Genomic DNA, 21,607 nt, shown 5'->3' on the forward strand with positions numbered 1-21,607 from the left:
GCCGCCCACCCGCCGACAGCCCGACGGGTACAACTTCCCTTAGTACCCCCGCCGTTACTCTCTGAAGCCATGCGCGACCCGGGACGGTGAACTCGGCAATCCGAGCCGCCCACCCCCACGCAAGGAACGACCGCGCATGCAGACGAAACTCCCCCAGGACATCGAATGGCGCCTGCCGCGCCACGCGCGCAGCGTAGGGAGGGCACGCCGCCTGTTCCGGGAACAGGCGGCGTCGTGGGCGTTGCCGGAGGAGCTGACGGACACGGCCGAACTCCTCCTCAGCGAACTCCTGACCAACGCCTACCGGCACGCGAGGACCCCGGCGGGCCGCGAGATCTGGACCCGCGCCGTCCTGACGGACGACCGCCTCCGGATCCAGGTCACGGACGCGGGCGACACCCTCCCCGTGCCCCGTACGCCTTCGCCGGAGGACGAGTCGGGCCGGGGCCTGGCCCTGGTGGCGCTGCTCGCGGACGAGTGGGGTGCGCGGGAGCGCGAAACGGGCGTGGGCAAGGTGGTCTGGTTCGAACTCGCCCACCCACACGGTGTGGATGGAACCGGCTGAACCGGCTGAACCGGCTGAACCGGCTCGCGGAGGTCGCAGGGAAGGTGACTGTGACGCCTAACGCCGAAGGGATTGGGGTTAGGGCCCTTCTGACGGATCTTGCCGGAGTCGCGGCCGAAATATGCGGCCTCCCGCATCCAGCCTGATCCGTCAGAAGGGCTCTAGCCGTCACAGATCCTGATGCCCCCGAAGGTCATCGCCCCTCGAGCATGGCCAGCCACACCATCAAGGGAAGGGTGCCGACGGCCAGGGCCATCCCCGCGGCCGTCAGGCCGGGGCGAACCTCGCGGTGGCCCCGAAGGGCCAGAAGGGCGGCGATCGGTGGGAGGAGGGCGGCGACCAGAAAGCTGAAGTGCCACCCTTCCTCCTTGATGAAGAAGAAGAGGAGCACCCAGTACACGGGCACCGCGCCGACGTTCAGGATGCGCCCGCTCACGAGCCACCTGTCGAGAGCGGGGTCGTCGCCGAAGAAACTCATGCCGTGTATCTCCTCAACCCTTCAGCGACGGTTATACCGCGCGATTGTCATAGGACCCGCGGCCCACTTCAGGGAAGCCGTCCACTGATGAGAACCCTGCAACCGCTCCGGAGATCCCTAGGGCGACAAGGTTCATCGCCTGCGAGATCGTGTCGAACATGATGGAGGCCTCGGCCCACATCTTCATGATGCGCAACGCTTGCGCGGCGGCCAGCGCGAACATGGCAGCGGAAGCCACCTGCCCTCCGACGGGGAGCGCGTTGACGGCTGCCGCAGAGGCCATGTTGATCATCCAGATGACCAGGGCATCACAGAAGAGCACCAGCCAGCCCTTCAGGAACTCGGCAAGTTGGAAGGCCAGTTGAGCGCCACGTGCGTAGGCATCCTTGAGGGAGTCGAAGGTCTCGTGGAGTTGGTCGAGCTTTTTGGCGAACTCCTCGAAGTACACCGTCGCCGTGTCTGCGGCGTTGCCGTCCCAGGTCAGCCCCACGGTCCGGTTGCCCTTGCGTAGGTTGGTGGCGCTGGATTCGCAGAATGCGGCGAGATTGCCCCAGACGTCGGAGCAGTCGTTGTATCCGTTCCAGTCCCCGATGACCCAGTTGGTCACCTCGCCGAAAGGGTCGAAGCCGAAGAGGAGTTTGGACGCCTCCACTGCCATGGCCGAAGGGCTGCCGAGGTCGAGGGCGGTGCCGAACGTCTTCTGCACCGGGCTCATCTTGAATTCGTCCACGTGCCCCGACCCGTACTCGGCGAGTGGATTGCCGCTGGCCCCGTCAGGCTTGGTCGGTCTGTCGGTAGTAATCGGCGGAGCGTGTCAGTTCACCTCCTGAGGACTCGAGGATGCTCTTGACCTTGCTCAACGCCTTCCGGGCGTCGGCGACATGTTGGTCGTGCTCGCCGGCGACGAGGTCCCACAGGGACCCACCCCCCATAGTGTCGATTTGTGCATACTTGCCCACATACGACATTGCTTCCGCGCCGCCTTTGGCGGCTCGGCCCACCAGCTTGCCGAAGCCGTCGACGGCGTCTGCGTCCACACGAAAGCTCATGTGCCCCCCGTTCGATGTGCATGATGTGAGTGGAGCGTGCGTCGGATGGCGGTATCCCTGAGGCGAGGAGCCGTCAGTAGAGCGACCAACCGCTGCCGTCGTGGCGTGACTTGCCGGTTACCGGACGCTCCGCGTGCTCTGCGTGACGCTCGTCGTTCGCCTGTCGTCCCTGCTCCGCGATGCTCTGCTCACCCTCCGCCGCGAGCGCTTCGCGCTCGTCGTCGGACATCGCGGCCCACTTCTCGGTAAGGGGCGCCGACTGTTGGGAAGTCTGCTCGGCGTAAGCCGGAACGTCGGCTGCCTGCCTCCCGTCCGCCCGACGACTCCTACCCCAACCCCTCCGCGATCTCCCGCACCGCCCCCATCGCCCGCCGCTGCAACCCCGGCCCGAACGTGATCCGCGTCGCGCCCAGTTCGCCCCACTCGCGCAGGGAAGGGCCGCCGGGTGGGGCGCCCACGTTGATGGGGCCCTCGATGCGGGAGCGCAGGGTGGGGAGGGCTTCCGGTGGGGCGCCGATCGGGTAGACGCAGTCCGCGCCCGCGGCGATGTAGAGGTGGGCGCGGGACACGGCCTCGTCGATCGGGTTCGCGGCGCCGCGGATGAACGTGTCGATGCGGGCGTTCAGGACGATCCGGTCGCCTGCCAGTGAGCGGAACTCCGACAGCCAATCCGCCTGCGCCTGCGCCGGCTTGAGGGCAGCCGTCGCGTGGTTCGAGTCCTCCAGGTTGCAGCCGACCGCGCCCGTTTCCAGGAGGCGTTCCACCAGTTCCTTCGGCGGGAGGCCGTAGCCGCTCTCGATGTCCGCCGACACCGGGACCGATACCGCGCGCACGATGCGGCGGATCGCCGCGAACATTTCGTCGGCGGGCGTCGAGCCGTCCTCGTAGCCGAGGGACGCCGCGATGCCCGCGCTCGGCGTCGCGAGGGCGGGGAAGCCGGCCTCCTCGAAGACGCGGGCGCTGGCCGCGTCCCAGGGGCCGGGGAGGACGAGGGGGTCGCCGGGGGAGCGGTCGTGGTGCAGGGCGCGGAATGTGGTTGCCTGATTCACCATGCGGGGCCTCCTGGCTCGATGCGGCGGCTCACCATCAGCCGGTTCCAGTTGTTGATCACCGCGATCGTCGCGATCAGGTGGGCCAACTCCGGTTCCGTGAAGTGCTTGGCCGCCGCGTCGTACGCCTCGTCGGGGACGTAACCGTCGGTCAGGAGCGTAATGGCCTCCGTCAGGGCGAGTGCAGCCTTTTCCCGGTCGTTGAAAGCGTCGCCGGACTCGCGCCAGGCCGAGAGGAGTGCGATGCGTTTCGCGCTCTCGCCGTGCTTCTCCACCGCGATGTCCACGTGCATGTCCAGGCAGAACGCGCACTGGTTGAGCTGCGACGCGCGGATCGAGACCAGTTCCGTGAGGGCCGGGTCGGCGAGGCCCTTTTTCGCCGCCGCGCTGAGCGACTGCATCGCCGACCGGACCTCTGCGTCCAACTTCCTTGTGCGCACTGTCACTTGAAGTCGCCCGGGGTGTAGTGGCCCGGCGACTGGCGGGTGGAGACGCCGAAGCGGTTCCAGGCGTTGATGACCGTGATCGCCGCGATCAGTTGGGTGAGTTCCTGCTCGTCGAAGAGCTTGGACGCCTTCTCGTAGACCTCGTCCGGTACGAAGCCGTCGGTGAGGACGGTGATCGCCTCGGTCAGTTCGAGAGCGGCGATCTCCTTCTCCGTGTAGTAGTGCTTCGACTCCTCCCACGCGCTGAGCTGGATGATCCGCTCGACGCTCTCGCCCGCCGCGAGCGCGTCCTTGCTGTGCATGTCGAGGCAGAGCGCGCAGCGGTTCAGCTGCGAGGCGCGGACCTTGATCAGTTCGGCGATCTTGGGGTCCAGGCCGGCGCGGGCGGCGGCGTCCAGCCGGATCATCGCCTTGAAGACCTCCGGTGCGTGCCGGTGCCAGTCCAGGCGGGGGGTGTGCTCGTGGGCGTACGTGGGGGTCTCGTTGTTCTTGTTCGTCATGCTTTGACCGTACGCGGGAATTGGCGCTCCGGTATGGTCCATTTACGTGGAAGAATCTTGGGCCAATTCGGTGTCCGGGCGGGCGCTCGGCATCGATCTGCATCTCGATCCCGGTACCTCCGGGGGCGTACGTCGTGGGCTCACCGACGCGCTCCGTGAGGCCGTACGTGGCGGGCGGCTCGCCCCCGGGACCCGGCTGCCCGCCTCCCGTACCCTCGCCGCCGACCTCGGCCTCGCCCGCAACACCGTCGCCGACGCCTACGCCGACCTCGTCGCCGAGGGCTGGCTCACCGCCCGGCAGGGCTCCGGCACCCGGGTCGCCGAACGCCCGGGGCGGGCGCCGACCCCGGCGCCCGCCACGAACCGCGTCCCCTTCGGCGGCCACCGCTACGACCTCCACCCCGGCCGCCCCGACCTCGCCTCCTTCCCGCGCGCCGAGTGGCTGAAGGCCGCCCGCCGCGCCCTCACCGCCGCCCCGAACGAGGCCCTCGGCTACGGCGACCCCCGCGGCCGCCCCGAACTGCGCGCCGCCCTCGCCGACTACCTCGCCCGCGCCCGCGGCGTCCAGGCGTCACCGGAGCGGATCGTCGTCTGCGCCGGATTCGTCCAGGGGATGATCCTGCTCGGCGAGGTGCTGCACGGGCGCGGTGTGCGGGACGTGGCCGTGGAGTCGTACGGGCTCGATCTGCACTGGGACTGTCTGGCTAGGGCGGGGCTGCGTACCCGGCCGTTGCCGATTGATGAACTGGGCGCGGATGTGGGTGAGTTGGGGAGTGGGGAAGGGGCTGTGTTGCTCACGCCCGCCCATCAGTTCCCCCTGGGTGTCGCCCTCCACCCCAGCCGTCGTGCCGCCGTCGTCGACTGGGCGCGGCGCACCGGTTCGCTGATCCTGGAGGACGACTACGACGGTGAGTTCCGCTACGACCGGCAGCCCGTCGGCGCGCTCCAGGGCCTTGACCCGGATCGTGTCGTCTATCTCGGTACCGCGAGCAAGTCGCTCGCCCCCGGGCTGCGGCTCGGCTGGATGGTGCTGCCCGCCGCGCTCGTCGACGAGGTCGTCGCCGCCAAGGGGCACACCGACTGGTCCTGCGGCGTCCTCGATCAGCTCACCCTCGCCGAGTTCCTCGGATCCGGGGCGTACGACCGTCATGTGCGCGCCGCCCGGCTGCGCTACCGGCGCCGCCGCGACCAGCTCGTCGCCGCCCTCGCCGTGCGCGCCCCGGCCGTGCGCGCCACCGGCATCGCGGCCGGGCTGCACGCCGTGCTCCAACTCCCGCCGGGCACCGAGCGGTCCGTGGTGCAGGCCGCCGCCTGGCAGCGCCTCGGCGTCGCGGGCCTGTCCGCCTTCCGGCACGAGCGCGCCCCGGAGGCCGGGGATCCGGTGGATGCCCTGGTCGTCGGCTATGGCACCCCGCCCGACCATGCGTGGCCGGGCGCGTTGGATACGCTGTGCCGCGTCCTGCCCTGAGGGGCCCGGGACCATGTACGTATACGTAGAGCTACGTAGAACAACGTAGAACAACGGGGGATTTCTTCATGACGGACGGCAAGAACGACGGCAAGAACGACGGCAGCAACAACGCCGCCACACAGCGACGGATGCGCTCCGGCACCGTCGCCCTCGGCGGCGTCGGCCTGCTGGCCGCCGCGCTCACCGCCTGCTCGTCGGGCTCGGGCTCGGACGTCGACAAGCGCTGCATCGACCGCAACAGCTACAACGCGGGCAAGGGCTACAAGGTCGTCTCCGACAAGTACTGCAAGTCGACCTCGTCCTCGACCGGCAAGTCCTCGGTCAACGGCGGCTGGTACTACGGCGGTTCCAAGAAGGGCGCCCGCGTCGGCGGCGGCTCCTTCAGCAAGCCCTCGGGCGGAGGCGGCGTCAAGCGCGGCGGCTTCGGCAGCGGCGGCGGCAAGGGCGGAAGCTCCGGCGGCTGAGCCCCCGGAGACACTGATGAAGCGACACACCATCACCCCGCGCCCCGGCTGGCAGCAGACCGTCGAGGAGCAGGGGCTCATCTACCCGCTCACCCGCTACCCCGACGACTCGCTGCGCCCGTACTGGGACGAGAGCGCCTACTACGAGTTCTCCCTGCCCGAGGTCGAGGCGCTGGAGGAGGTCGTCGAGGAACTGCACCGCATGTGCCTCGCCGCGGCCGAGCACATCGTCCGCCACGACCGCTTCGCCGACCTCGGGATCACCGATCCACGGGTCGCCGCGGCGGTCGCGGAGGCGTGGCAGCGGCGGGCCGAACTCCCGTCCGTCTATGGCCGGTTCGACCTGCGGTACGACGGCGGGGGCGGCCCCGCGAAGCTGCTGGAGTACAACGCCGACACCCCGACCTCGCTGGTGGAGGCCGCGTCGCCGCAGTGGTTCTGGATGGAGGAGCGGTTCCCCGGCGCCGACCAGTGGAACTCGCTGCACGAGCGGCTCGTCGACGCCTGGAAGAAGCAGGCCGCGCTGCTGCCGCCCGGCAGCCCGCTCTACTTCGCGCACTCCTCGGCCGACGAGCTCGGCGAGGACCTGATGACCGTCGGCTATCTGAAGGAGACCGCCGAGCAGGCGGGCCTGGACACCGACTGGATCTCCATGGAGGAGATCGGCTGGGACAGCCTCTCCGAACGCTTCGTCGACAACCAACTCCGGTTCATCCGCAGCTGTTTCAAGCTCTACCCGTGGGAGTGGCTGACCTCCGACGCGTTCGCCCCGCACGTCCTGGCCGGCCTCGACAACGGCGGCGGCACGGGTACGACGATGTGGATCGAGCCCGCCTGGAAGATGCTGCTCAGCAACAAGGCGTTGCTGGCTGTGTTGTGGGAGCTGTATCCGGACCATCCGAACCTGCTGCCCGCCTATCTCGACGGGCCGCGTGAACTCGCGGACCCGGGCGGCCCCGGCTACGTATCGAAGCCGCTGCTCGGGCGGGAGGGGGCGGGCGTCACGATCCATGGGCCCGGCGACACCTCCCCGGGGGCGGCTGCCGCCGAAGAGCCGTGCTGCTACCAGCAGTTGGAGCCGCTTCCCGACTTCGACGGGAACCGCGTCGTCCTCGGCGCGTGGGTCGTCGAGGACGAGGCGGCCGGTCTCGGCATCCGGGAGTCGGCGGGACTGGTGACGGACGAATACGCCCGTTTCCTGCCCCACGTCATCCTGTGAGGGCCCTGATGGAAGGACCCTGGGCCCGGTCCTAGGCGCCGAGGACCGAGCGGAGCTGAGCGAGGCCCCAGTCCAGGTCGTCCTTGCTGATCACCAGCGGCGGGGCGATCCGGATCGTGGAACCGTGGGTGTCCTTCACCAGGACCCCGCGGTCCATCAGCTTCTCCGAGATCTCCCGGCCCGTACCGAACGACGGGTCGATGTCGACGCCCGCCCACAGCCCGCGCCCGCGCACCTCGGTGACCTTCCCGGTCCCCGTCAACAGGCCCAGCTCGGCGTGCAGATGCTCGCCCAGCTCCGTGGCCCGCTCCTGGAACTCGCCGGTGCGCAGCATCGCGATCACCTCCAGGGCGACCGCGCAGGCCAGCGGGTTTCCGCCGAACGTCGAGCCGTGCTCGCCCGGCCGGAACACCCCGAGCACCGCCTTGCTCGACACCACGGCCGACACCGGCACGACGCCGCCGCCGAGCGCCTTGCCCAGTACGTACATGTCCGGCACGACGCCCTCGTGCTCGCACGCGAAGGTACGGCCGGTGCGGCCGAGGCCCGACTGGATCTCGTCGGCGATGAGCAGGACGTTCCGCTCGCGGGTCAACTCCCGTGCGCCCGCGAGGTATCCGGGCGGCGGGACCAGTACCCCCGCCTCGCCCTGGATCGGTTCGAGCAGCACCGCCACCGTGTCGTCCGTGACCGCGGCGCGCAGCGCGGCCAGATCCCCGTACGGGACGATGTCGAAGCCCGGCGTGTACGGGCCGAAGTCGGCGCGGGCCTCCTCGTCGGTGGAGAAGCTGACGATCGTCGTCGTACGGCCGTGGAAGTTGTCGCTCGCGACCACGATCCTGGCGCGGCCGTCCGGCACGCCCTTGACGCGGTAGCCCCACTTGCGGGCGGTCTTCACGGCCGTCTCGACGGCCTCGGCGCCCGTGTTCATCGGCAGTACCGCCTCCATCCCGCACAGCTCGGCGAGCTGGGTGCAGAACGCGGCGAACCGGTCGTGGTGGAACGCCCGCGAGGTCAGCGTCACCCGCTCCAGCTGGGCCTTCGCGGCCTCGATGAGCCGGCGGTTGCCGTGCCCGAAGTTGAGCGCCGAGTAGCCGGCGAGCATGTCGAGGTAGCGCCGCCCCTCGACGTCCGTCATCCACGCGCCCTCTGCGGTGGCGACGACGACGGGGAGCGGGTGGTAGTTGTGCGCGCTGTGCTCGTCGGCGAGGGCGATTGCGGTTTCGGTGGCACTCACGGGGTCTCCGTTCGTCGCGGCTCATGACGCTCTGCGTAGGGCGGCGGGCTTGTGGCCTCTTCCTATCGTCGCTCGGGATGTGGACGTGGAAACCTCGCCGTGCGCCGCGCCCGGTACTGTGAGGGCAGGGCCGTGACTGGCGCGCTGGGATGGGATCGACCATCGGGGAGCGGCCCGAGCAGTGTGTGCCGTGCGCCTGGGCCGACCAACCGTGAACCGACCGTGTCCGGAGGCTGCCCCATGAACGACCTCACCCCTGAATCCATCGCGTACCGCGCCGCGCTCGACGTCGTGCGCGCCGTCGAGCCGCGCGTCGCCGACGCCATCGGCCAGGAACTCACCGACCAGCGCGAGATGCTCAAGCTGATCGCGTCCGAGAACTACGCGTCCCCGGCGACGCTGCTGACCATGGGCAACTGGTTCAGCGACAAGTACGCGGAGGGGACGGTCGGGCGCCGTTTCTACGCGGGGTGCCGCAATGTCGACACTGTTGAGTCGGTTGCCGCGGAGCACGCCCGCGAGCTGTTCGGGGCGCGGCACGCGTATGTGCAGCCGCACTCCGGGATCGACGCGAACCTCGTCGCCTTCTGGGCCGTGCTCGCCGACCGGGTCGAGGCGCCGTTCCTGGAGAAGGCGGGCGCCCGGCAGATCAACGACCTCAGCGAGGCGGACTGGGCCGAGCTGCGGAACGCCTTCGGCAACCAGCGGATGCTCGGCATGTCGCTGGACGCCGGCGGTCACCTCACGCACGGGTTCCGGCCGAACATCAGCGGCAAGATGTTCGACCAGCGGTCTTATGGGACCGACCCCGCAACCGGGCTCATCGACTACGAGGCGCTGCGGGCGCAGGCCCGTGAGTTCAAGCCGCTGATCATCGTCGCCGGGTACTCGGCGTACCCGCGGCTCGTGAACTTCCGGATCATGCGGGAGATCGCCGACGAGGTGGGCGCGACGCTCATGGTCGACATGGCGCACTTCGCGGGTCTTGTGGCGGGCAAGGTGCTGACCGGTGACTTCGATCCGGTGCCGCACGCGCAGATCGTGACGACGACGACCCATAAGTCGTTGCGGGGGCCGCGCGGCGGCATGGTGCTGTGCGACGACTCGCTCAAGGATCAGGTCGACCGGGGCTGCCCGATGGTGCTCGGGGGGCCGTTGCCGCACGTCATGGCGGCGAAGGCGGTCGCGCTCGCGGAGGCGCGGCAGCCGGCGTTCCAGGACTACGCGGGGCGCATCGTGGACAATGCGCGGGCGTTGGCGGAGGGGTTGGTGCGGCGGGGCGCGACGCTCGTCACCGGTGGCACGGACAACCACCTCAACCTCATCGACGTGGCCTCCTCGTACGGGCTCACCGGGCGGCAGGCGGAGGCCGCGCTGCTCGATTCCGGGGTCGTCACGAACCGGAACGCGATTCCGGCGGATCCGAACGGGGCGTGGTACACGTCCGGGATTCGGATCGGTACGCCGGCGTTGACCACGCGGGGGTTGGGTGTGGGTGAGATGGATGAGATCGCGGGGCTGATGGACCGGGTGTTGGGGGCGGCGGAGCCGGGGGTGACGAAGTCCGGCGCCGTGTCGAAGGCGAGCCACGTCCTGGACCCGAAGATCGCGGACGAGGTCGCCCGCCGTGCGGCCGACCTCCTCGCCGGGTTCCCGCTGTACGGGCAGATCGACCTGGGCTGATCCCCTGCCGGGGTGGGAGGAGGAGGGTTGCGGCCCCCTTCCTCCCACGCCCCGGGGCTCCGCCCCGGACCCCGCGCCTCAAACGCCGGCGGGGCTGGAAAGATCGGGGCTCCGCCCCGGACCCCGCGCCTCAAACGCCGGCGGGGCTGGGTTGTGGTCGTCCACCGCCGGGGCTTGAAAGCCCGCCCCCTCCGGGGGCGTCAGACGTCGACCAGTTGCTGGTGGGGTTCCCGGAGGGGGTGGCGGAACCGGCGGAGCCATGTCGGCGCGAGCGCCAGAGCGAAGCCCGCGCCCGCGCCGATCAGCGCCCACCGCACCTTGTGGTCCGAGCGCGGCCGGGGCCCTGGGGCGAAGAGGCCCGAGCCCGCCAGGCGGTCGAAGTCGGCGCGGGAGGCGTGGTGCCAGCGGAAGTCGTCGTCGACCGTGTCCACGGCGGGGTCCGTGCGGATCCACGGCGTGCCGTCGTCGGCGAGGAATATCTGGTCCTGGCGTTCGATCGCGGTGTCCGTGCCGGGCGCGCGGTGGGTCTGCGGCCAGCCGCCCACCCCGGTCAGCCCCCAGACGACCGTCCCGACCACCGGCGGGTACCGCCCCTCCTGCCACGCCTGAGGCACCCGCTCCGTCACCGTGTCGAAGTGGGTCGTGAAGCGTTCAAGGCGGGTGAAGTCGGGGTCGTCGGGTTCGATCGTGACCGAGCGGCCGGCGCCGGCGCCGCTGATCACCACCGCCAGGTCGGGCAGGTCCATGCCGCCGGGGTCCGTAGGGCGGGCGTGTGCCCATGGCGCACACAGCCACAGGAGCGTCACCACGGCCAGCAGCAGCCCACCCCTTCGTACGCACCACATCGCCATCGCCACCCCCGTCGACGCGCCCCCACGTGACTCCCGCCACACCGTCAAAGCTACCGGCGGCCACTGACAACGACCAGGTCGACCACCGATCGGCCACGGAAGGTCACAGGACCTTTGGCCGCTGCGGAGCTGTGCGTGGCACCTGAGACAATGAGCCACATGGCCTCTGACGTTCGCCCTCGTGTGCTCTCCGGAATCCAGCCCACCGCCGGCTCGTTCCACCTCGGGAACTACCTCGGGGCGGTCCGCCAGTGGGTGGCGCTCCAGGAGTCCCACGACGCCTTCTACATGGTCGTGGACCTGCACGCGATCACCGTGCCGCAGGACCCGAAGGAGCTGCGGGCGAACACCCGGCTCGCCGCCGCGCAGCTGCTCGCCGCCGGTCTCGACCCGGAGCGCTGCACGCTGTTCGTGCAGAGCCACGTCCCGGAGCACGCGCAGCTGGCCTGGGTGATGAACTGCCTCACCGGCTTCGGCGAGGCGGGCCGCATGACGCAGTTCAAGGACAAGTCGGCGAAGCAGGGCGCCGACAGGGCGAGTGTCGGCCTTTTCACGTATCCGGTGCTGCAGGTCGCCGACATCCTGCTCTACCAGGCCGACCAGGTTCCGGTCGGTGAGGACCAGCGGCAGCACATCGAGCTGACCCGCGATCTCGCGACGCGCTTCAACGGCCGCTTCGGCGACACGTTCACGCTCCCGGCGCCGTACATCCTCAAGGAGACGGCGAAGATCTACGACCTTCAGGACCCGTCGATCAAGATGAGCAAGTCGGCGTCCACGCCGAAGGGCCTCATCAACCTGCTCGACGAGCCGAAGGCCACCGCGAAGAAGGTCAAGAGCGCCGTCACCGACACCGACACGGTCATCCGCTACGACGCCGAGAACAAGCCGGGCGTCAGCAACCTGCTCACCATCTACTCCACCCTCACCGGTGCCGGTATCCCGGAACTGGAGAAGAAGTACGAGGGCAAGATGTACGGTGCGCTGAAGACGGACCTGGCCGAGGTCATGGTGGACTTCGTGACCCCGTTCCGGACCCGCACCCAGGAATATCTGGACGACCCGGAGACGCTGGACTCGATCCTGGCCAAGGGCGCGGAGAAGGCGCGGGCCGTCGCCGCCGAGACCCTCTCCCAGGCCTACGACAAGGTCGGCTTCCTGCCCGCCAAGCACTGAAGCGTCCCGTAGGTACGCGATACGTGCGCGATGCCAACTGCCCGCCACACGACGACAGGAGTATGACGTGGGGACCGTAACGATCGGTGTCTCGATCGCGGTCCCGGAGCCTCACGGCAGCCTGCTCCAGGAGCGGCGCGCGGGCTTCGGCGACGCCGCGGCGCACGGCATTCCCACGCACATCACCCTGCTCCCGCCGACCGAGGTGGACGGCGGCGACCTCGCCGCGATCGAGGCGCACCTGGAGGAAGTCGCGTCCGGCGGGCGGCCGTTCGCGATGCGGCTGTCCGGCACCGGCACCTTCCGGCCGCTGTCACCCGTCGTGTTCGTGCAGGTCGTCGAGGGCGCCGAGGCCTGCACCTGGCTGCAGAAGCAGGTGCGGGACGCGTCCGGGCCCGTCGCCCGCGAGCTGCAGTTCCCGTACCACCCGCACGTCACCGTCGCGCACGGCATCGACGAGGAGTCGATGGACCGCGCGTACGCGGAGCTCGCCGAGTACGAGGCGGCCTGGGCCTGCACCGGATTCGCGCTCTACGAGCAGGGGTCCGACGGGGTCTGGCGCAAGCTGCGGGACTTCGCCTTCGGCACGTCGGCGCTGCCCGCGCAGACCTCCGGCCGTACGACGCGCGGGCCCAAGCTGCCCGCCGGCTGACCCCTCGTACCTTCGTAGGGATCAGACCGGGAGGCGGCGGAACACCGGGCGCGGCACATGCCGGAGCCCGGACATCACCAGGCGCAGCGCCCCCGGCACCCACACCGTCTCCGACCTGCGCCGCAGCCCCGTCTCGATGGCCCGCGCCACCGCCTCGGGCGTCGTCGTCAGCGGGGCCTCGGCGAGCCCGGCCGTCATCTTCGAGCGTACGAAGCCGGGGCGTACGACCATCACGTGCACGCCCGTGCCGTGCAGCGCGTCCCCGAGGCCCTGCGTGAACGTGTCGAGGCCCGCCTTGCTGGAGCCGTAGATGAAGTTGATGCGGCGGGCCCGCTCGCCCGCCACCGACGACAGCACGACGAGCGAACCGTGGCCCTGCTCCTGCAGGGCCCGCGCGCACACGAGGCTCGCGGAGACGGCGCCCGTGTAGTTGGTCTGGGCGACGCGCACCGCGGCCATCGGGTCGTCCTCGTCGCGGGCCTGGTCGCCGAGGATGCCGAACGCGAGCAGCACCATGTCGATGTCGCCGTCGGTGAACAGCTTGCCGAGCGTCTCCTCGTGGGAGGCGGAGTCCAGGGCGTCGAAGGCGACGGTGCGGGTGTCGGCGCCGAGCGCGCGCAACTGCGCCGCCGCCGCTTCGAGGGCGGGGGAGGGGCGGCCCGCGAGCCACACCGTGCGGGTGCGGCGCGCGACGAGCCTGCGGGCCGTCGCGAGCGCGATCTCGGAGGTGCCGCCGAGGACGAGCAGGGACTGGGGGATGCCGAAGGCGTCTTTCAACGAGGGCTCCAGGAGAGGAAGTTGAGGGTCACGGATCCAGGCGTCACGGATCCGGGCGTCACGGATCCAGTGGCGGTGTCCGCGAAGTGGTCGGCAACCATGGCCGCGACCGTATCGCCCGAAGGTGCGAAGTTTGTCGTAAACCTAGTGAATCCTCACTGAGATGGGTGATCCGATACCCAACGTGCGGAATTGGCGTGCGGCGCCGCGTCCGGGGAACCCGAACCCTTGTCCTACGCGCGCGTCGTCTCCGCCCTGAACCGGTCGACGAAGGCAGGCTGGGATCATGGACTGGCTGAAGAAACTCCCCGTCGTCGGGCCGCTGTTCGCCCGCCTGATGCGGACCCACGCCTGGCATGCGTACGAACGCCTTGACGAGGTCCGCTGGTCGCAGCTCGCGGCGGCGATGACGTTCATCAGCTTCCTCGCACTGTTTCCGCTGCTCACCGTGGCCGCGGCGGTCGCCGCCGGCACGATGGGGCCGGAGCAGCAGAAGAAGCTGGAGGACACGCTCAGTGATCAAGTGCCCGGGATCTCCGGCCAGTTGGACATCGGGGCGCTGGTCGACAACGCGGGCACGATCGGGCTCGTCGCCGGAGCGCTGCTGCTGTTCACGGGCATCGGGTGGGTCGGCTCGATAAGGCAGTGCCTGCGCGACGTGTGGGAGCTGCCCGACCCCGACGAGAACGCGATCCTGCGCAAGGGCAAGGACGCCGGGATTCTCGTCGGGCTCGGCCTCGCGGGCATCGTGTCGATCGCCGCGTCCACCCTCGCGTCCACCGCGGTCGACTGGACGGCCGACCAGGTCGGCATCGACAAGGCGGGCCCCGGCGGGATACTGCTCCAGCTCGCCGCCTTCGCGATCGCGGTCCTCGCGAGCTTCCTGATCCTGCTCTACGTCCTGGCCCTGCTGCCCGGAGTGCAGCCGGGGCGCCGCGACCTGATCGTCGCCGCGCTGATCGGGGCGGCGGGCTTCGAGCTGCTGAAGGTGCTGCTCAGCGGCTATATGAAGGACGTCGCGGCGAAGAGCATGTACGGGGCGTTCGGCACGCCCGTGGCGCTGCTGATCTGGATCAACTTCACCGCGAAACTGCTGCTGTTCTGCGCGGCGTGGACCGCGACGGGCCGCGTGGGGCTGCGCCGCGCGGAGGAGGAGGCGCAGAAGCAGGAGGCGGGCGGCGGGTAATCCAGCCTCGCCGGCGTTTGAGGCGCGGGGTCCGGGGCGGAGCCCCGGGAGCGGTCACCGCTTGTCGATCCGCAGCGGCCACTTCTTGCGCACCACGAACACCGCCCCCGCCAGGACCACCAGCACCCCGCCCATGATCGCGAGCGCGATCCCGACGCCGCTGGAACCGCCGGAGCCGCCGCCGCTGACCGAGGCGTGCCCGGCGCCCTTGGCGGGGCCCGCCGAGCCCGCGGACGGGGACACCCGGCCCGCGGGCGTCCTGCTCTTCGGCTTGACGAGATGGCCGACCGGGGCCACCTTGCCGTCGGCCTGGAACCCCCAGTCGAAGAGCCGCGCGGTCTCCTTGTAGACCGCGTTGCTCTCCGTCGACTTGGGGTTCATGACGGTCACGAGCAGCACCCGGTTGCCGCGCTCGGCGACCCCCGTGAACGTGGCCCCCGCGTTCGTCGTGTTGCCGTTCTTCACGCCCGCGATGCCCTTGTACGCGGGGAGCGCGCCCGGGACGCCGGTGAGCAGCCGGTTGGTGTTCTGGATCTCGAAGCGCTTGCTGGTCTTCCCCTTCTTCTGCTTGTCGGGGAGCTTGGCGGTGGTCGTGGCGGCGTACTCCCGGAAGTCCGCCTTCTGCAGCCCGGAGCGGGCGAACAGCGTCAGGTCGTACGCCGACGAGTGCTGCCCCGGCATGTCGTAGCCGTCGGGGCTGACCACATGCGTGTCGCCCGCCTGGAGTTCTTCGGCGTGTGCCTGCATGTCCTCGACGGTCCGCGGAACGCCCTGGTTCATGGCGGACAGCACATGCACCGCGTCGTTGCCGGACCTCAGGAAGACGCCGAGCCACAGGTCGTGCACGGAGTACGTGTAGCCCTCCTTGATCCCGGCGAGGCTGGAGCCCGCGCCCATCCCCGCGAGATCCGAAGGCGCCACCTTGTGCGTCGTCGTCTTCGGGAACTTCGGTAGCACGGTGTCCGCGAACAGCATCTTCAGCGTGGAGGCCGGCGGCAGCTCCCAGTGCGGGTTGTGCGCGGCGAGCACCTCGCCCGACTCGGCGTCCGCGACCAGCCACGACTTCGCCGTCAGATCCTTCGGCAGGACGGGCGCGTCCCCCTGGAGGTTGACCTGCGTCCCCGGCTTGCCGAGCTGCGCGCCACCGACTTGGGACATCGAAGCGGGTGGTTTGTCCCACTTCTCCTTCGTATCGGACCTGTCCGCCGCGGCCGCCGGAAACGCGGCGCCGAGCGCGAGAGCGGACACCGCGCAGAGCACCGCGGCCTTCTTGACGTGCGACATCGGTCGCGCAGCGTGGGAGTCGGACACGCTGGTGAACGTACCTGTACCCGCCCCATAAGTCTCCACCGCTGCGTCCTGTGTCCGCCCCGACCCACCCCGGCGGCGGTGCGCGAAGCCGCGCGGAGATACTGAGGACATGAAGCTCAGCCGCCCCGTGTCCTGGTTCCTGCTCGCCTTCGGGGTGTGGAGCTGGATCATTTGGATCACTTTCGTCAAAAACCTCGTCAAGGACGGCAGCGGCCTCGCCTTCGACGACGCCGGGGACCCGACCGCGTACTTCTGGGTGCATCTGACGCTCGCCGTCGTCTCCTTCGTATTGGGGACGATCGTTGGGGGCATTGGGTTGCGTTCGGTGCGCGCACTGCGTCGGACCTCATAGGCGACCGGGCAGATGGTCGTCGTCTTCGTACTGATCGCCGCCGTCGTCCTCGCGGCGTTCGCAGGCTTGCACTACTACGCGTGGCGCCGCCTCGTGCGCGACACGACCGTCAAGGGCCGCTGGCCCAGACGCCTCGGCACCGCGGTGTTCGTGGCCGGGCCCGTGCTGGTCTTCGCGGCGCTCGGCGCGGAGCGCGGCGGGGCGCCGTTCCCGCTGCAACAGGTGCTGGCCTGGCCGGGGTTCCTGTGGCTGGCGTTCGCGCTGTATCTGCTGCTCGCGCTGCTGGTGGGGGAGGTCGTACGGCCCCTGCTGCGGCGCCTCTTCGACCGTAAGGCGCGCAAGGCGCCCGCCGCCGTGGCCGCCGAGGAGGCCCCGGTCCGCGTCCCGGTGCCGGAGCTCGCCGAGCTGGAACCGGTCCGGGGACTCGCGCCCGCGGCCCCCGCGCCGACCCGCCGCCTCGTCCTCGCCCGCACCGTCGGCGCCGCCGCGACCGTGGCCGCCGCGGGCGTCGTGGGCGCGGGCGCGTACGGCGTCCTGAACGGGCCCACGGTCAAACGGGTCACCGTGCCGCTGGCCAAACTGCCGCGCGCCGCCCACGGGTTCAGGATCGCCGTCGTCAGCGACGTCCACCTCGGGCCCGTGCTCGGCCGTGGCTTCGCCGAGCGGGTCGTCGACACCATCAACTCCACGCAGCCCGATCTCATCGCCGTCGTGGGCGATCTCGTCGACGGCAGCGTCGAGGACCTGGCCCCCGCCGTCGCGCCGCTCGCCCGCCTGAGCGCGCGGCACGGCACGTACTTCGTCACCGGCAACCACGAGTACTTCTCCGGCGCGGAGCCGTGGGTGGAGCACGTGCGCGAGCTCGGCCTGCGCCCGCTGGAGAACGCCCGCGTCGACGTCGGGGCGTTCGACCTGGCCGGGGTCAACGACGTCGCGGGCGAGAACTACGGAGACGGTCCCGACTACGCCAAGGCGCTCGGCGACCGCGACACCTCCCGCGCCTCCGTGCTCATGGCCCACCAGCCCGTGATGATCCACGAGGCCGTGAAGCACGGCGTCGACCTGCAACTGTCCGGGCACACCCACGGCGGCCAGCTGTGGCCGGGCAACTTCGTCGCGGCCGCGTCCAATCCGACCCTCGCGGGCCTCGACCGCTACGGCGACACCCAGCTGTACGTCAGCCGGGGCGCGGGCGCGTGGGGGCCGCCGGTGCGGGTGGGCGCGCCGTCGGACATCACCGTGGTGCAGCTCGCCTCGAAGCAGGCGTAGGGCCCTGAGGGTCAGGCTTTCCTGCGCCGCCCCGTCGGCCTCGCGCGGCGGCGCAGGGCGATGAGGCCGCCGCCGGCGAGCGCCACGAGGGCGGCGGACCCGCCGAGCGCCCAGTCGTCGCCGTGCGCGTTCGAGGGGGCGCCCGCGCTCGGGCCGGAGCCGATCGCCGCCTGCGGGGTGGGCGTCGACTTCGGGCGCTCGCTCAGCGGCGTCGCCAACTCGCCGACGGAGCGCACCTTGTTCGCCGCCGCGAAGCCCCAGTCGAGCAGCGCGGCCGTCTCCTCGTACACCGCCTCGTACCCGGACTTCGGGTGCATCACGGTGACCAGGAGGGTGCGGCCGGAGCGGGTGGCGGCGCCGGTGAAGGTGTTGCCCGCGTGCGAGGTGAAGCCGTTCTTGACGCCGATCAGACCCTCGTACGCGGGGACGCCCTGACCGGTGAGGAGGCGGTCGGTGTTCTGGATCTGGAAGGTCTTCTTGCCGCCCGCCGGGAAGTCGGCGACCTTCGTGGCGCAGTAGCCGCGGAAGTCGTCGTTCTTCAGCCCGGCGCGGGCGAACAGCGTCAGGTCGTACGCGGAGGAGACCTGCCCCTTGTGGTCGAAGCCGTCGGGGCTGACGACGTGGGTGTCGTTCGCCTGGAGGTCCTTCGCGCGCGCCTGCATCTGCGCGACGGTCCTGTCGACGCCGCCGTTCATGTTCGCGAGGACGTGCACCGCGTCGTTGCCGGAGCGCAGGAACACGCCCTGCCACAGCTGGTGCACGCTGTACGTCGTCCCGGCCTGCACCCCGACGAGGCTGGAGCCGAACGGGATGTCCGCCAGCTCGTCCGGCGTCACCTTGTGCTTCAGCGTGTGGTCGAACTTCGGCAGCACCGTGTCCGCGAACAGCATCTTCAGCGTGGAGGCGGGCGGCAGCCGGCGGTGCCCGTTGTACGAGGCGAGGACCTCGCCGCTGTCGTTGTCGGCGATCAGCCACGCCTTCGCGGCGAGCTTCGGCAGCTTGGGCGCGCCCGCCCGGTACCGCACCTGGAGGCCCGAGGCGGCCGAGGCGGAGGGCGCGGGCAGCGCGAGAGCCGCGGCGGCACCCGCCCCGATGCCGAGAGCGGTGCGGCGGGTGAGGTGCGCGGAAGAAGCGGAAGAAGCGGAAGAAGCGGAAGAGGTCGTGCCGGGCATCCCGTGAAGGTACAGGCCAAAGACCGGGTAAAGACCAGCGGGTCCCTACCGCTCGCCACTCCGGAAGGACCTCCGCCGGTTCGCCCGGCAACGGAAAGGGCCCCGCTCCCAACGGGGAGCGGGGCCCAATGAGCCGTGGTGAGGAGCCGGCTCAGTAGCGGCGCGTGATCAGCGCGCGCTTCACTTCCTGGATCGCCTTGGTGACCTCGATGCCACGCGGGCAGGCGTCCGTGCAGTTGAAGGTCGTGCGGCAACGCCACACACCGTCACGGTCGTTGAGGATCTCCAGGCGCTGCTCCCCGGCCTCGTCGCGCGAGTCGAAGATGAAGCGGTGGGCGTTCACGATGGCGGCGGGACCGAAGTACTGGCCGTCGTTCCAGAACACCGGGCAGGACGACGTGCACGCCGCGCACAGGATGCACTTGGTGGTGTCGTCGAAGCGGGCCCGGTCCTCGTCGGACTGGTGGCGCTCACGCGTCGGCTCGTTGCCCGTCGTGACGAGGAACGGCATGACGTCGCGGTACGCCTGGAAGAACGGGTCCATGTCGACCACGAGGTCCTTGAGGACCGTGAGGCCCTTGATGGCCTCGACCGTGATCGGCTTCTCCGGGTTGATGTCCTTCAGCAGCGTCTTGCAGGCAAGACGGTTCTTGCCGTTGATCCGCATCGCGTCGGACCCGCAGATGCCGTGCGCGCAGGAGCGACGGAACGTCAGCGTGCCGTCCTGCTCCCACTTGATCTTGTGCAGGGCGTCGAGGACACGCTCCTTGGGGTCCATCTCCAGCTGGAAGTCCTGCCAGTGGGCCTCGTCGGAGACCTCGGAGTTGAACCGGCGCACGCGCAGCGTGATCGTGATGTTCGGGGTGTCGGCGAAGCCGGGCTCGGGCGCGCCTGCCGCTTCCGCCTTGTCCATGGTGGGGGTAGCCATCAGTACTTACGCTCCATCGGCTGGTAGCGGGTCTGGACGACCGGCTTGTAGTCGAGACGGATGGACTCGGAGCCGTCGTCGCCGACCTCGCGGTACGCCATGGTGTGGCGCATGAAGTTGACGTCGTCGCGGTTCGGGAAGTCCTCGCGGTAGTGACCGCCGCGCGACTCCTTGCGGGCGAGGGCGGAGGTCGCCATGACCTCGGCGAGGTCGAGCAGGTTGCCCAGCTCGATGGCCTCCAGGAGGTCCGTGTTGAACCGCTTGCCCTTGTCCTGGACCGAGATGTTCTTGTACCGCTCGCGCAGCTCGGCGATCTTCTCGACGGCCGTCTTGATCGTCTGCTCGGTGCGGAACACCATCACGTTGGCGTCCATGCACTCCTGCAGCTCGTTGCGGATCACCGCGACGCGCTCGGTGCCGTGCGAGTCGCGCAGCTGCTCGATGAGGTCCTCGACCAGCTTGGCCGGGTTCTCCGGCAGCTCAACGAACTCCGTCTTGTGCGCGAACTCGGCGGCCGCGATGCCCGCACGACGCCCGAAGACGTTGATGTCGAGCAGCGAGTTGGTGCCGAGGCGGTTGGCGCCGTGCACGGAGACACAGGCGACCTCACCGGCCGCGTACAGGCCCGGGACGACGGTGGTGTTGTCCGCGAGGACCTCACCCTCGACGTTCGTCGGGATGCCGCCCATGGCGTAGTGCGCGGTCGGCTGGATCGGGATCGGGTCCGTGTAGGGCTCGATGCCGAGGTACGTGCGCGCGAACTCGGTGATGTCCGGGAGCTTGGCGTCGAGCTGCTCCGGCGGCAGGTGCGTGAGGTCGAGGTAGACGTGGTCGCCCTCGGGACCGCAGCCGCGGCCCTCACGGATCTCCGTGTAGATGGAGCGGGACACGACGTCACGGGACGCGAGGTCCTTCATGACCGGCGCGTACTTCTCCATGAAGCGCTCGCCGTCCTTGTTGCGGAGGATGCCGCCCTCACCGCGGGCGCCTTCCGTAAGGAGGATGCCCATGCGCCAGATGCCGGTCGGGTGGAACTGGAAGAACTCCATGTCCTCCAGCGGGATCCCGCGCCGGTAGCAGGCGGCCTGGCCGTCGCCGGTCAGGGTGTGCGCGTTGGACGTCACCTTGAAGAACTTGCCGGTGCCGCCGGACGCGTAGATGACCGACTTCGCCTGGAAGACGTGGATCTCACCGGTCGCGAGCTCGTAGGCCACGACGCCGGCGGACTTCTTCACGCCGTCTTCTTCGACGATGAGCTGGTCCAGGACGTAGAACTCGTTGAAGAACTCCACGCCCTCCTTCACGCAGTTCTGGTACAGCGTCTGAAGGATCATGTGGCCCGTGCGGTCCGCGGCGTAGCAGGACCGGCGGACCGGCGCCTCGCCGTGGTTACGGGAGTGACCGCCGAAGCGGCGCTGGTCGATCGTGCCGTTCGGGGTGCGGTTGAACGGCAGGCCCATCTTCTCCAGGTCGAGGACCGAGTCGATGGCCTCCTTCGCGAGGATCTCGGCGGCGTCCTGGTCGACCAGGTAGTCGCCGCCCTTGATCGTGTCGAAGGTGTGCCACTCCCAGTTGTCCTCCTCCACGTTGGCCAGCGCGGCGGCCATGCCGCCCTGCGCGGCGCCCGTGTGGGAGCGGGTGGGGTAGAGCTTGGTCAGCACGGCGGTGCGGCTGCGCTTCGTCGACTCGATGGCCGCGCGCATGCCGGCGCCGCCCGCGCCGACGATGACGGTGTCGTACTTGTGAATCTTCACGGTTTCGCTCGCCTCGGC

24 protein-coding genes and 1 riboswitch are annotated in these 21,607 nt (G+C 70.0%); of the genes, 10 read left to right on the forward strand and 14 right to left on the reverse strand.

Annotated elements, in window-relative coordinates; translation table 11 throughout:
* Positions 1–136: 136 nt before the first annotated feature.
* Positions 137–565, forward strand: coding sequence for an ATP-binding protein (locus RBJ65_RS03080; protein WP_306317655.1), 429 nt, complete (start codon positions 137–139; stop codon positions 563–565).
* Between the two features lie 193 nt (positions 566–758).
* Here RBJ65_RS03080 and RBJ65_RS03085 read toward each other — a convergent pair whose 3' ends face one another.
* The 7 genes from RBJ65_RS03085 to RBJ65_RS03115 all read right to left on the reverse strand — a co-directional run bounded on the left by RBJ65_RS03085 (position 759) and on the right by RBJ65_RS03115 (position 4,087).
* Positions 759–1,043, reverse strand: coding sequence for a hypothetical protein (locus tag RBJ65_RS03085; RefSeq protein WP_306317656.1), 285 nt, complete (start codon positions 1,041–1,043; stop codon positions 759–761).
* Positions 1,044–1,074: 31 nt separating this feature from the next.
* Entirely contained in the window at positions 1,075–1,773 is a 699-nt protein-coding gene (locus RBJ65_RS03090) for a hypothetical protein (protein WP_306317657.1), read from the reverse strand.
* A 43-nt stretch (positions 1,774–1,816) separates the two neighbouring features.
* Positions 1,817–2,092: a hypothetical protein gene (locus RBJ65_RS03095; protein WP_306317658.1), complete on the reverse strand. Its 276-nt coding sequence runs from the start codon at positions 2,090–2,092 to the stop codon at positions 1,817–1,819.
* A gap of 73 nt (positions 2,093–2,165) precedes the next feature.
* On the reverse strand, positions 2,166–2,321 hold the full coding sequence (locus RBJ65_RS03100) for a hypothetical protein (protein WP_306317659.1): 156 nt from the start codon (positions 2,319–2,321) through the stop codon (positions 2,166–2,168).
* Between the two features lie 97 nt (positions 2,322–2,418).
* Positions 2,419–3,144: an isocitrate lyase/phosphoenolpyruvate mutase family protein gene (locus RBJ65_RS03105; protein ID WP_306317660.1), complete on the reverse strand. Its 726-nt coding sequence runs from the start codon at positions 3,142–3,144 to the stop codon at positions 2,419–2,421.
* Complete coding sequence (locus RBJ65_RS03110; protein ID WP_372341214.1) at positions 3,138–3,587, reverse strand: carboxymuconolactone decarboxylase family protein; 450 nt, start codon at positions 3,585–3,587, stop codon at positions 3,138–3,140. The genes RBJ65_RS03105 and RBJ65_RS03110 overlap by 7 nt, the downstream gene beginning before the upstream one ends.
* On the reverse strand, positions 3,584–4,087 hold the full coding sequence (locus RBJ65_RS03115) for a carboxymuconolactone decarboxylase family protein (RefSeq protein ID WP_306317662.1): 504 nt from the start codon (positions 4,085–4,087) through the stop codon (positions 3,584–3,586). Before RBJ65_RS03115 ends, RBJ65_RS03110 begins: the two co-directional genes overlap by 4 nt.
* A gap of 46 nt (positions 4,088–4,133) precedes the next feature.
* Between RBJ65_RS03115 and RBJ65_RS03120 the strand changes: the two genes are divergently transcribed.
* The 3 genes from RBJ65_RS03120 to RBJ65_RS03130 all read left to right on the forward strand — a co-directional run bounded on the left by RBJ65_RS03120 (position 4,134) and on the right by RBJ65_RS03130 (position 7,241).
* The gene (locus tag RBJ65_RS03120) at positions 4,134–5,555 is read left to right on the forward strand and encodes a PLP-dependent aminotransferase family protein (RefSeq protein WP_306317663.1); all 1,422 of its coding nucleotides are present in this window, start codon (positions 4,134–4,136) and stop codon (positions 5,553–5,555) included.
* Between the two features lie 68 nt (positions 5,556–5,623).
* The gene (locus RBJ65_RS03125) at positions 5,624–6,022 is read left to right on the forward strand and encodes a hypothetical protein (RefSeq protein ID WP_306317664.1); all 399 of its coding nucleotides are present in this window, start codon (positions 5,624–5,626) and stop codon (positions 6,020–6,022) included.
* A 16-nt stretch (positions 6,023–6,038) separates the two neighbouring features.
* Positions 6,039–7,241, forward strand: coding sequence for a glutathionylspermidine synthase family protein (locus RBJ65_RS03130; protein WP_306317665.1), 1,203 nt, complete (start codon positions 6,039–6,041; stop codon positions 7,239–7,241).
* Between the two features lie 31 nt (positions 7,242–7,272).
* Here RBJ65_RS03130 and rocD read toward each other — a convergent pair whose 3' ends face one another.
* On the reverse strand, positions 7,273–8,478 hold the full coding sequence (gene rocD, locus RBJ65_RS03135) for an ornithine--oxo-acid transaminase (protein ID WP_306317666.1): 1,206 nt from the start codon (positions 8,476–8,478) through the stop codon (positions 7,273–7,275).
* Positions 8,479–8,600: 122 nt separating this feature from the next.
* Positions 8,601–8,687: riboswitch (ZMP/ZTP riboswitch) on the forward strand.
* Between the two features lie 31 nt (positions 8,688–8,718).
* Here rocD and RBJ65_RS03140 point away from each other — a divergent pair.
* Entirely contained in the window at positions 8,719–10,161 is a 1,443-nt protein-coding gene (locus tag RBJ65_RS03140) for a glycine hydroxymethyltransferase (RefSeq protein ID WP_306317667.1), read from the forward strand.
* Between the two features lie 200 nt (positions 10,162–10,361).
* Here the strand turns inward: RBJ65_RS03140 and RBJ65_RS03145 are convergent, their stop codons facing one another.
* Positions 10,362–11,012 carry a hypothetical protein gene (locus tag RBJ65_RS03145; protein WP_306317668.1) on the reverse strand — a complete coding sequence of 217 codons (651 nt, stop codon included), beginning with the start codon at positions 11,010–11,012 and terminating at the stop codon, positions 10,362–10,364.
* Between the two features lie 159 nt (positions 11,013–11,171).
* On the opposite strand from RBJ65_RS03145, the gene trpS reads away from it, so the two are divergent.
* Both trpS and RBJ65_RS03155 read left to right on the forward strand, forming a co-directional pair.
* Positions 11,172–12,188 carry a tryptophan--tRNA ligase gene (trpS, locus tag RBJ65_RS03150; protein WP_306317669.1) on the forward strand — a complete coding sequence of 339 codons (1,017 nt, stop codon included), beginning with the start codon at positions 11,172–11,174 and terminating at the stop codon, positions 12,186–12,188.
* Between the two features lie 67 nt (positions 12,189–12,255).
* Positions 12,256–12,840 (forward strand): 2'-5' RNA ligase family protein, encoded by a 585-nt coding sequence (locus RBJ65_RS03155; protein ID WP_306317670.1) that lies wholly within the window; start codon positions 12,256–12,258, stop codon positions 12,838–12,840.
* A gap of 21 nt (positions 12,841–12,861) precedes the next feature.
* On the opposite strand, the gene RBJ65_RS03160 is transcribed toward RBJ65_RS03155, so the two are convergent.
* The gene (locus tag RBJ65_RS03160; RefSeq protein ID WP_306317671.1) at positions 12,862–13,617 is read right to left on the reverse strand and encodes a decaprenylphospho-beta-D-erythro-pentofuranosid-2-ulose 2-reductase; all 756 of its coding nucleotides are present in this window, start codon (positions 13,615–13,617) and stop codon (positions 12,862–12,864) included.
* Positions 13,618–13,903: 286 nt separating this feature from the next.
* On the opposite strand from RBJ65_RS03160, the gene RBJ65_RS03165 reads away from it, so the two are divergent.
* A complete protein-coding gene (locus RBJ65_RS03165; RefSeq protein ID WP_306317672.1) occupies positions 13,904–14,803 on the forward strand; it encodes a YihY/virulence factor BrkB family protein in 900 nt (299 codons plus the stop codon).
* A 54-nt stretch (positions 14,804–14,857) separates the two neighbouring features.
* On the opposite strand, the gene RBJ65_RS03170 is transcribed toward RBJ65_RS03165, so the two are convergent.
* Complete coding sequence (locus RBJ65_RS03170; protein WP_372341221.1) at positions 14,858–16,087, reverse strand: D-alanyl-D-alanine carboxypeptidase family protein; 1,230 nt, start codon at positions 16,085–16,087, stop codon at positions 14,858–14,860.
* Between the two features lie 136 nt (positions 16,088–16,223).
* Here RBJ65_RS03170 and RBJ65_RS03175 point away from each other — a divergent pair, with 136 nt between their 5' ends.
* Together RBJ65_RS03175 and RBJ65_RS03180 are read left to right on the forward strand one after the other, a co-directional pair.
* Entirely contained in the window at positions 16,224–16,466 is a 243-nt protein-coding gene (locus RBJ65_RS03175) for an SCO4848 family membrane protein (RefSeq protein ID WP_306317674.1), read from the forward strand.
* 12 nt (positions 16,467–16,478) lie between these two features.
* Complete coding sequence (locus RBJ65_RS03180; RefSeq protein WP_306317675.1) at positions 16,479–17,735, forward strand: metallophosphoesterase; 1,257 nt, start codon at positions 16,479–16,481, stop codon at positions 17,733–17,735.
* 11 nt (positions 17,736–17,746) lie between these two features.
* Here RBJ65_RS03180 and RBJ65_RS03185 read toward each other — a convergent pair whose 3' ends face one another.
* The 3 genes from RBJ65_RS03185 to sdhA all read right to left on the reverse strand — a co-directional run bounded on the left by RBJ65_RS03185 (position 17,747) and on the right by sdhA (position 21,589).
* Positions 17,747–18,907: a D-alanyl-D-alanine carboxypeptidase family protein gene (locus RBJ65_RS03185; protein WP_306317676.1), complete on the reverse strand. Its 1,161-nt coding sequence runs from the start codon at positions 18,905–18,907 to the stop codon at positions 17,747–17,749.
* Positions 18,908–19,058: 151 nt separating this feature from the next.
* Positions 19,059–19,835 (reverse strand): succinate dehydrogenase iron-sulfur subunit, encoded by a 777-nt coding sequence (locus RBJ65_RS03190; RefSeq protein WP_306317677.1) that lies wholly within the window; start codon positions 19,833–19,835, stop codon positions 19,059–19,061.
* Positions 19,835–21,589 (reverse strand): succinate dehydrogenase flavoprotein subunit, encoded by a 1,755-nt coding sequence (gene sdhA / locus RBJ65_RS03195; protein WP_306317678.1) that lies wholly within the window; start codon positions 21,587–21,589, stop codon positions 19,835–19,837. Before sdhA ends, RBJ65_RS03190 begins: the two co-directional genes overlap by 1 nt.
* Positions 21,590–21,607: the final 18 nt, after the last annotated feature.

The sequence above is a fragment of the Streptomyces sp. KL109B genome (assembly GCF_030766935.1).
In the GTDB taxonomy this organism is placed as follows: Bacteria; Actinomycetota; Actinomycetes; order Streptomycetales; family Streptomycetaceae; genus Streptomyces.

Excerpts from the sequence above, each read along its gene's own strand:
- RBJ65_RS03105 (WP_306317660.1), bottom strand. The coding sequence starts at position 3,144 with ATGGTGAATCAGGCAACCACATTCCGCGCCCTGCACCACGACCGCTCC.
- RBJ65_RS03085 (WP_306317656.1), bottom strand. The coding sequence starts at position 1,043 with ATGAGTTTCTTCGGCGACGACCCCGCTCTCGACAGGTGGCTCGTGAGC.
- trpS (WP_306317669.1), top strand. The coding sequence starts at position 11,172 with ATGGCCTCTGACGTTCGCCCTCGTGTGCTCTCCGGAATCCAGCCCACC.
- RBJ65_RS03145 (WP_306317668.1), bottom strand. The coding sequence starts at position 11,012 with ATGGCGATGTGGTGCGTACGAAGGGGTGGGCTGCTGCTGGCCGTGGTG.
- RBJ65_RS03180 (WP_306317675.1), top strand. The coding sequence starts at position 16,479 with ATGGTCGTCGTCTTCGTACTGATCGCCGCCGTCGTCCTCGCGGCGTTC.
- RBJ65_RS03170 (WP_372341221.1), bottom strand. The coding sequence starts at position 16,087 with ATGTCGCACGTCAAGAAGGCCGCGGTGCTCTGCGCGGTGTCCGCTCTC.
- RBJ65_RS03080 (WP_306317655.1), top strand. The coding sequence starts at position 137 with ATGCAGACGAAACTCCCCCAGGACATCGAATGGCGCCTGCCGCGCCAC.
- RBJ65_RS03165 (WP_306317672.1), top strand. The coding sequence starts at position 13,904 with ATGGACTGGCTGAAGAAACTCCCCGTCGTCGGGCCGCTGTTCGCCCGC.
- RBJ65_RS03190 (WP_306317677.1), bottom strand. The coding sequence starts at position 19,835 with ATGGCTACCCCCACCATGGACAAGGCGGAAGCGGCAGGCGCGCCCGAG.
- RBJ65_RS03185 (WP_306317676.1), bottom strand. The coding sequence starts at position 18,907 with ATGCCCGGCACGACCTCTTCCGCTTCTTCCGCTTCTTCCGCTTCTTCC.
- RBJ65_RS03095 (WP_306317658.1), bottom strand. The coding sequence starts at position 2,092 with ATGAGCTTTCGTGTGGACGCAGACGCCGTCGACGGCTTCGGCAAGCTG.
- RBJ65_RS03115 (WP_306317662.1), bottom strand. The coding sequence starts at position 4,087 with ATGACGAACAAGAACAACGAGACCCCCACGTACGCCCACGAGCACACC.
- RBJ65_RS03175 (WP_306317674.1), top strand. The coding sequence starts at position 16,224 with ATGAAGCTCAGCCGCCCCGTGTCCTGGTTCCTGCTCGCCTTCGGGGTG.
- RBJ65_RS03130 (WP_306317665.1), top strand. The coding sequence starts at position 6,039 with ATGAAGCGACACACCATCACCCCGCGCCCCGGCTGGCAGCAGACCGTC.
- RBJ65_RS03100 (WP_306317659.1), bottom strand. The coding sequence starts at position 2,321 with ATGTCCGACGACGAGCGCGAAGCGCTCGCGGCGGAGGGTGAGCAGAGC.
- RBJ65_RS03125 (WP_306317664.1), top strand. The coding sequence starts at position 5,624 with ATGACGGACGGCAAGAACGACGGCAAGAACGACGGCAGCAACAACGCC.
- RBJ65_RS03140 (WP_306317667.1), top strand. The coding sequence starts at position 8,719 with ATGAACGACCTCACCCCTGAATCCATCGCGTACCGCGCCGCGCTCGAC.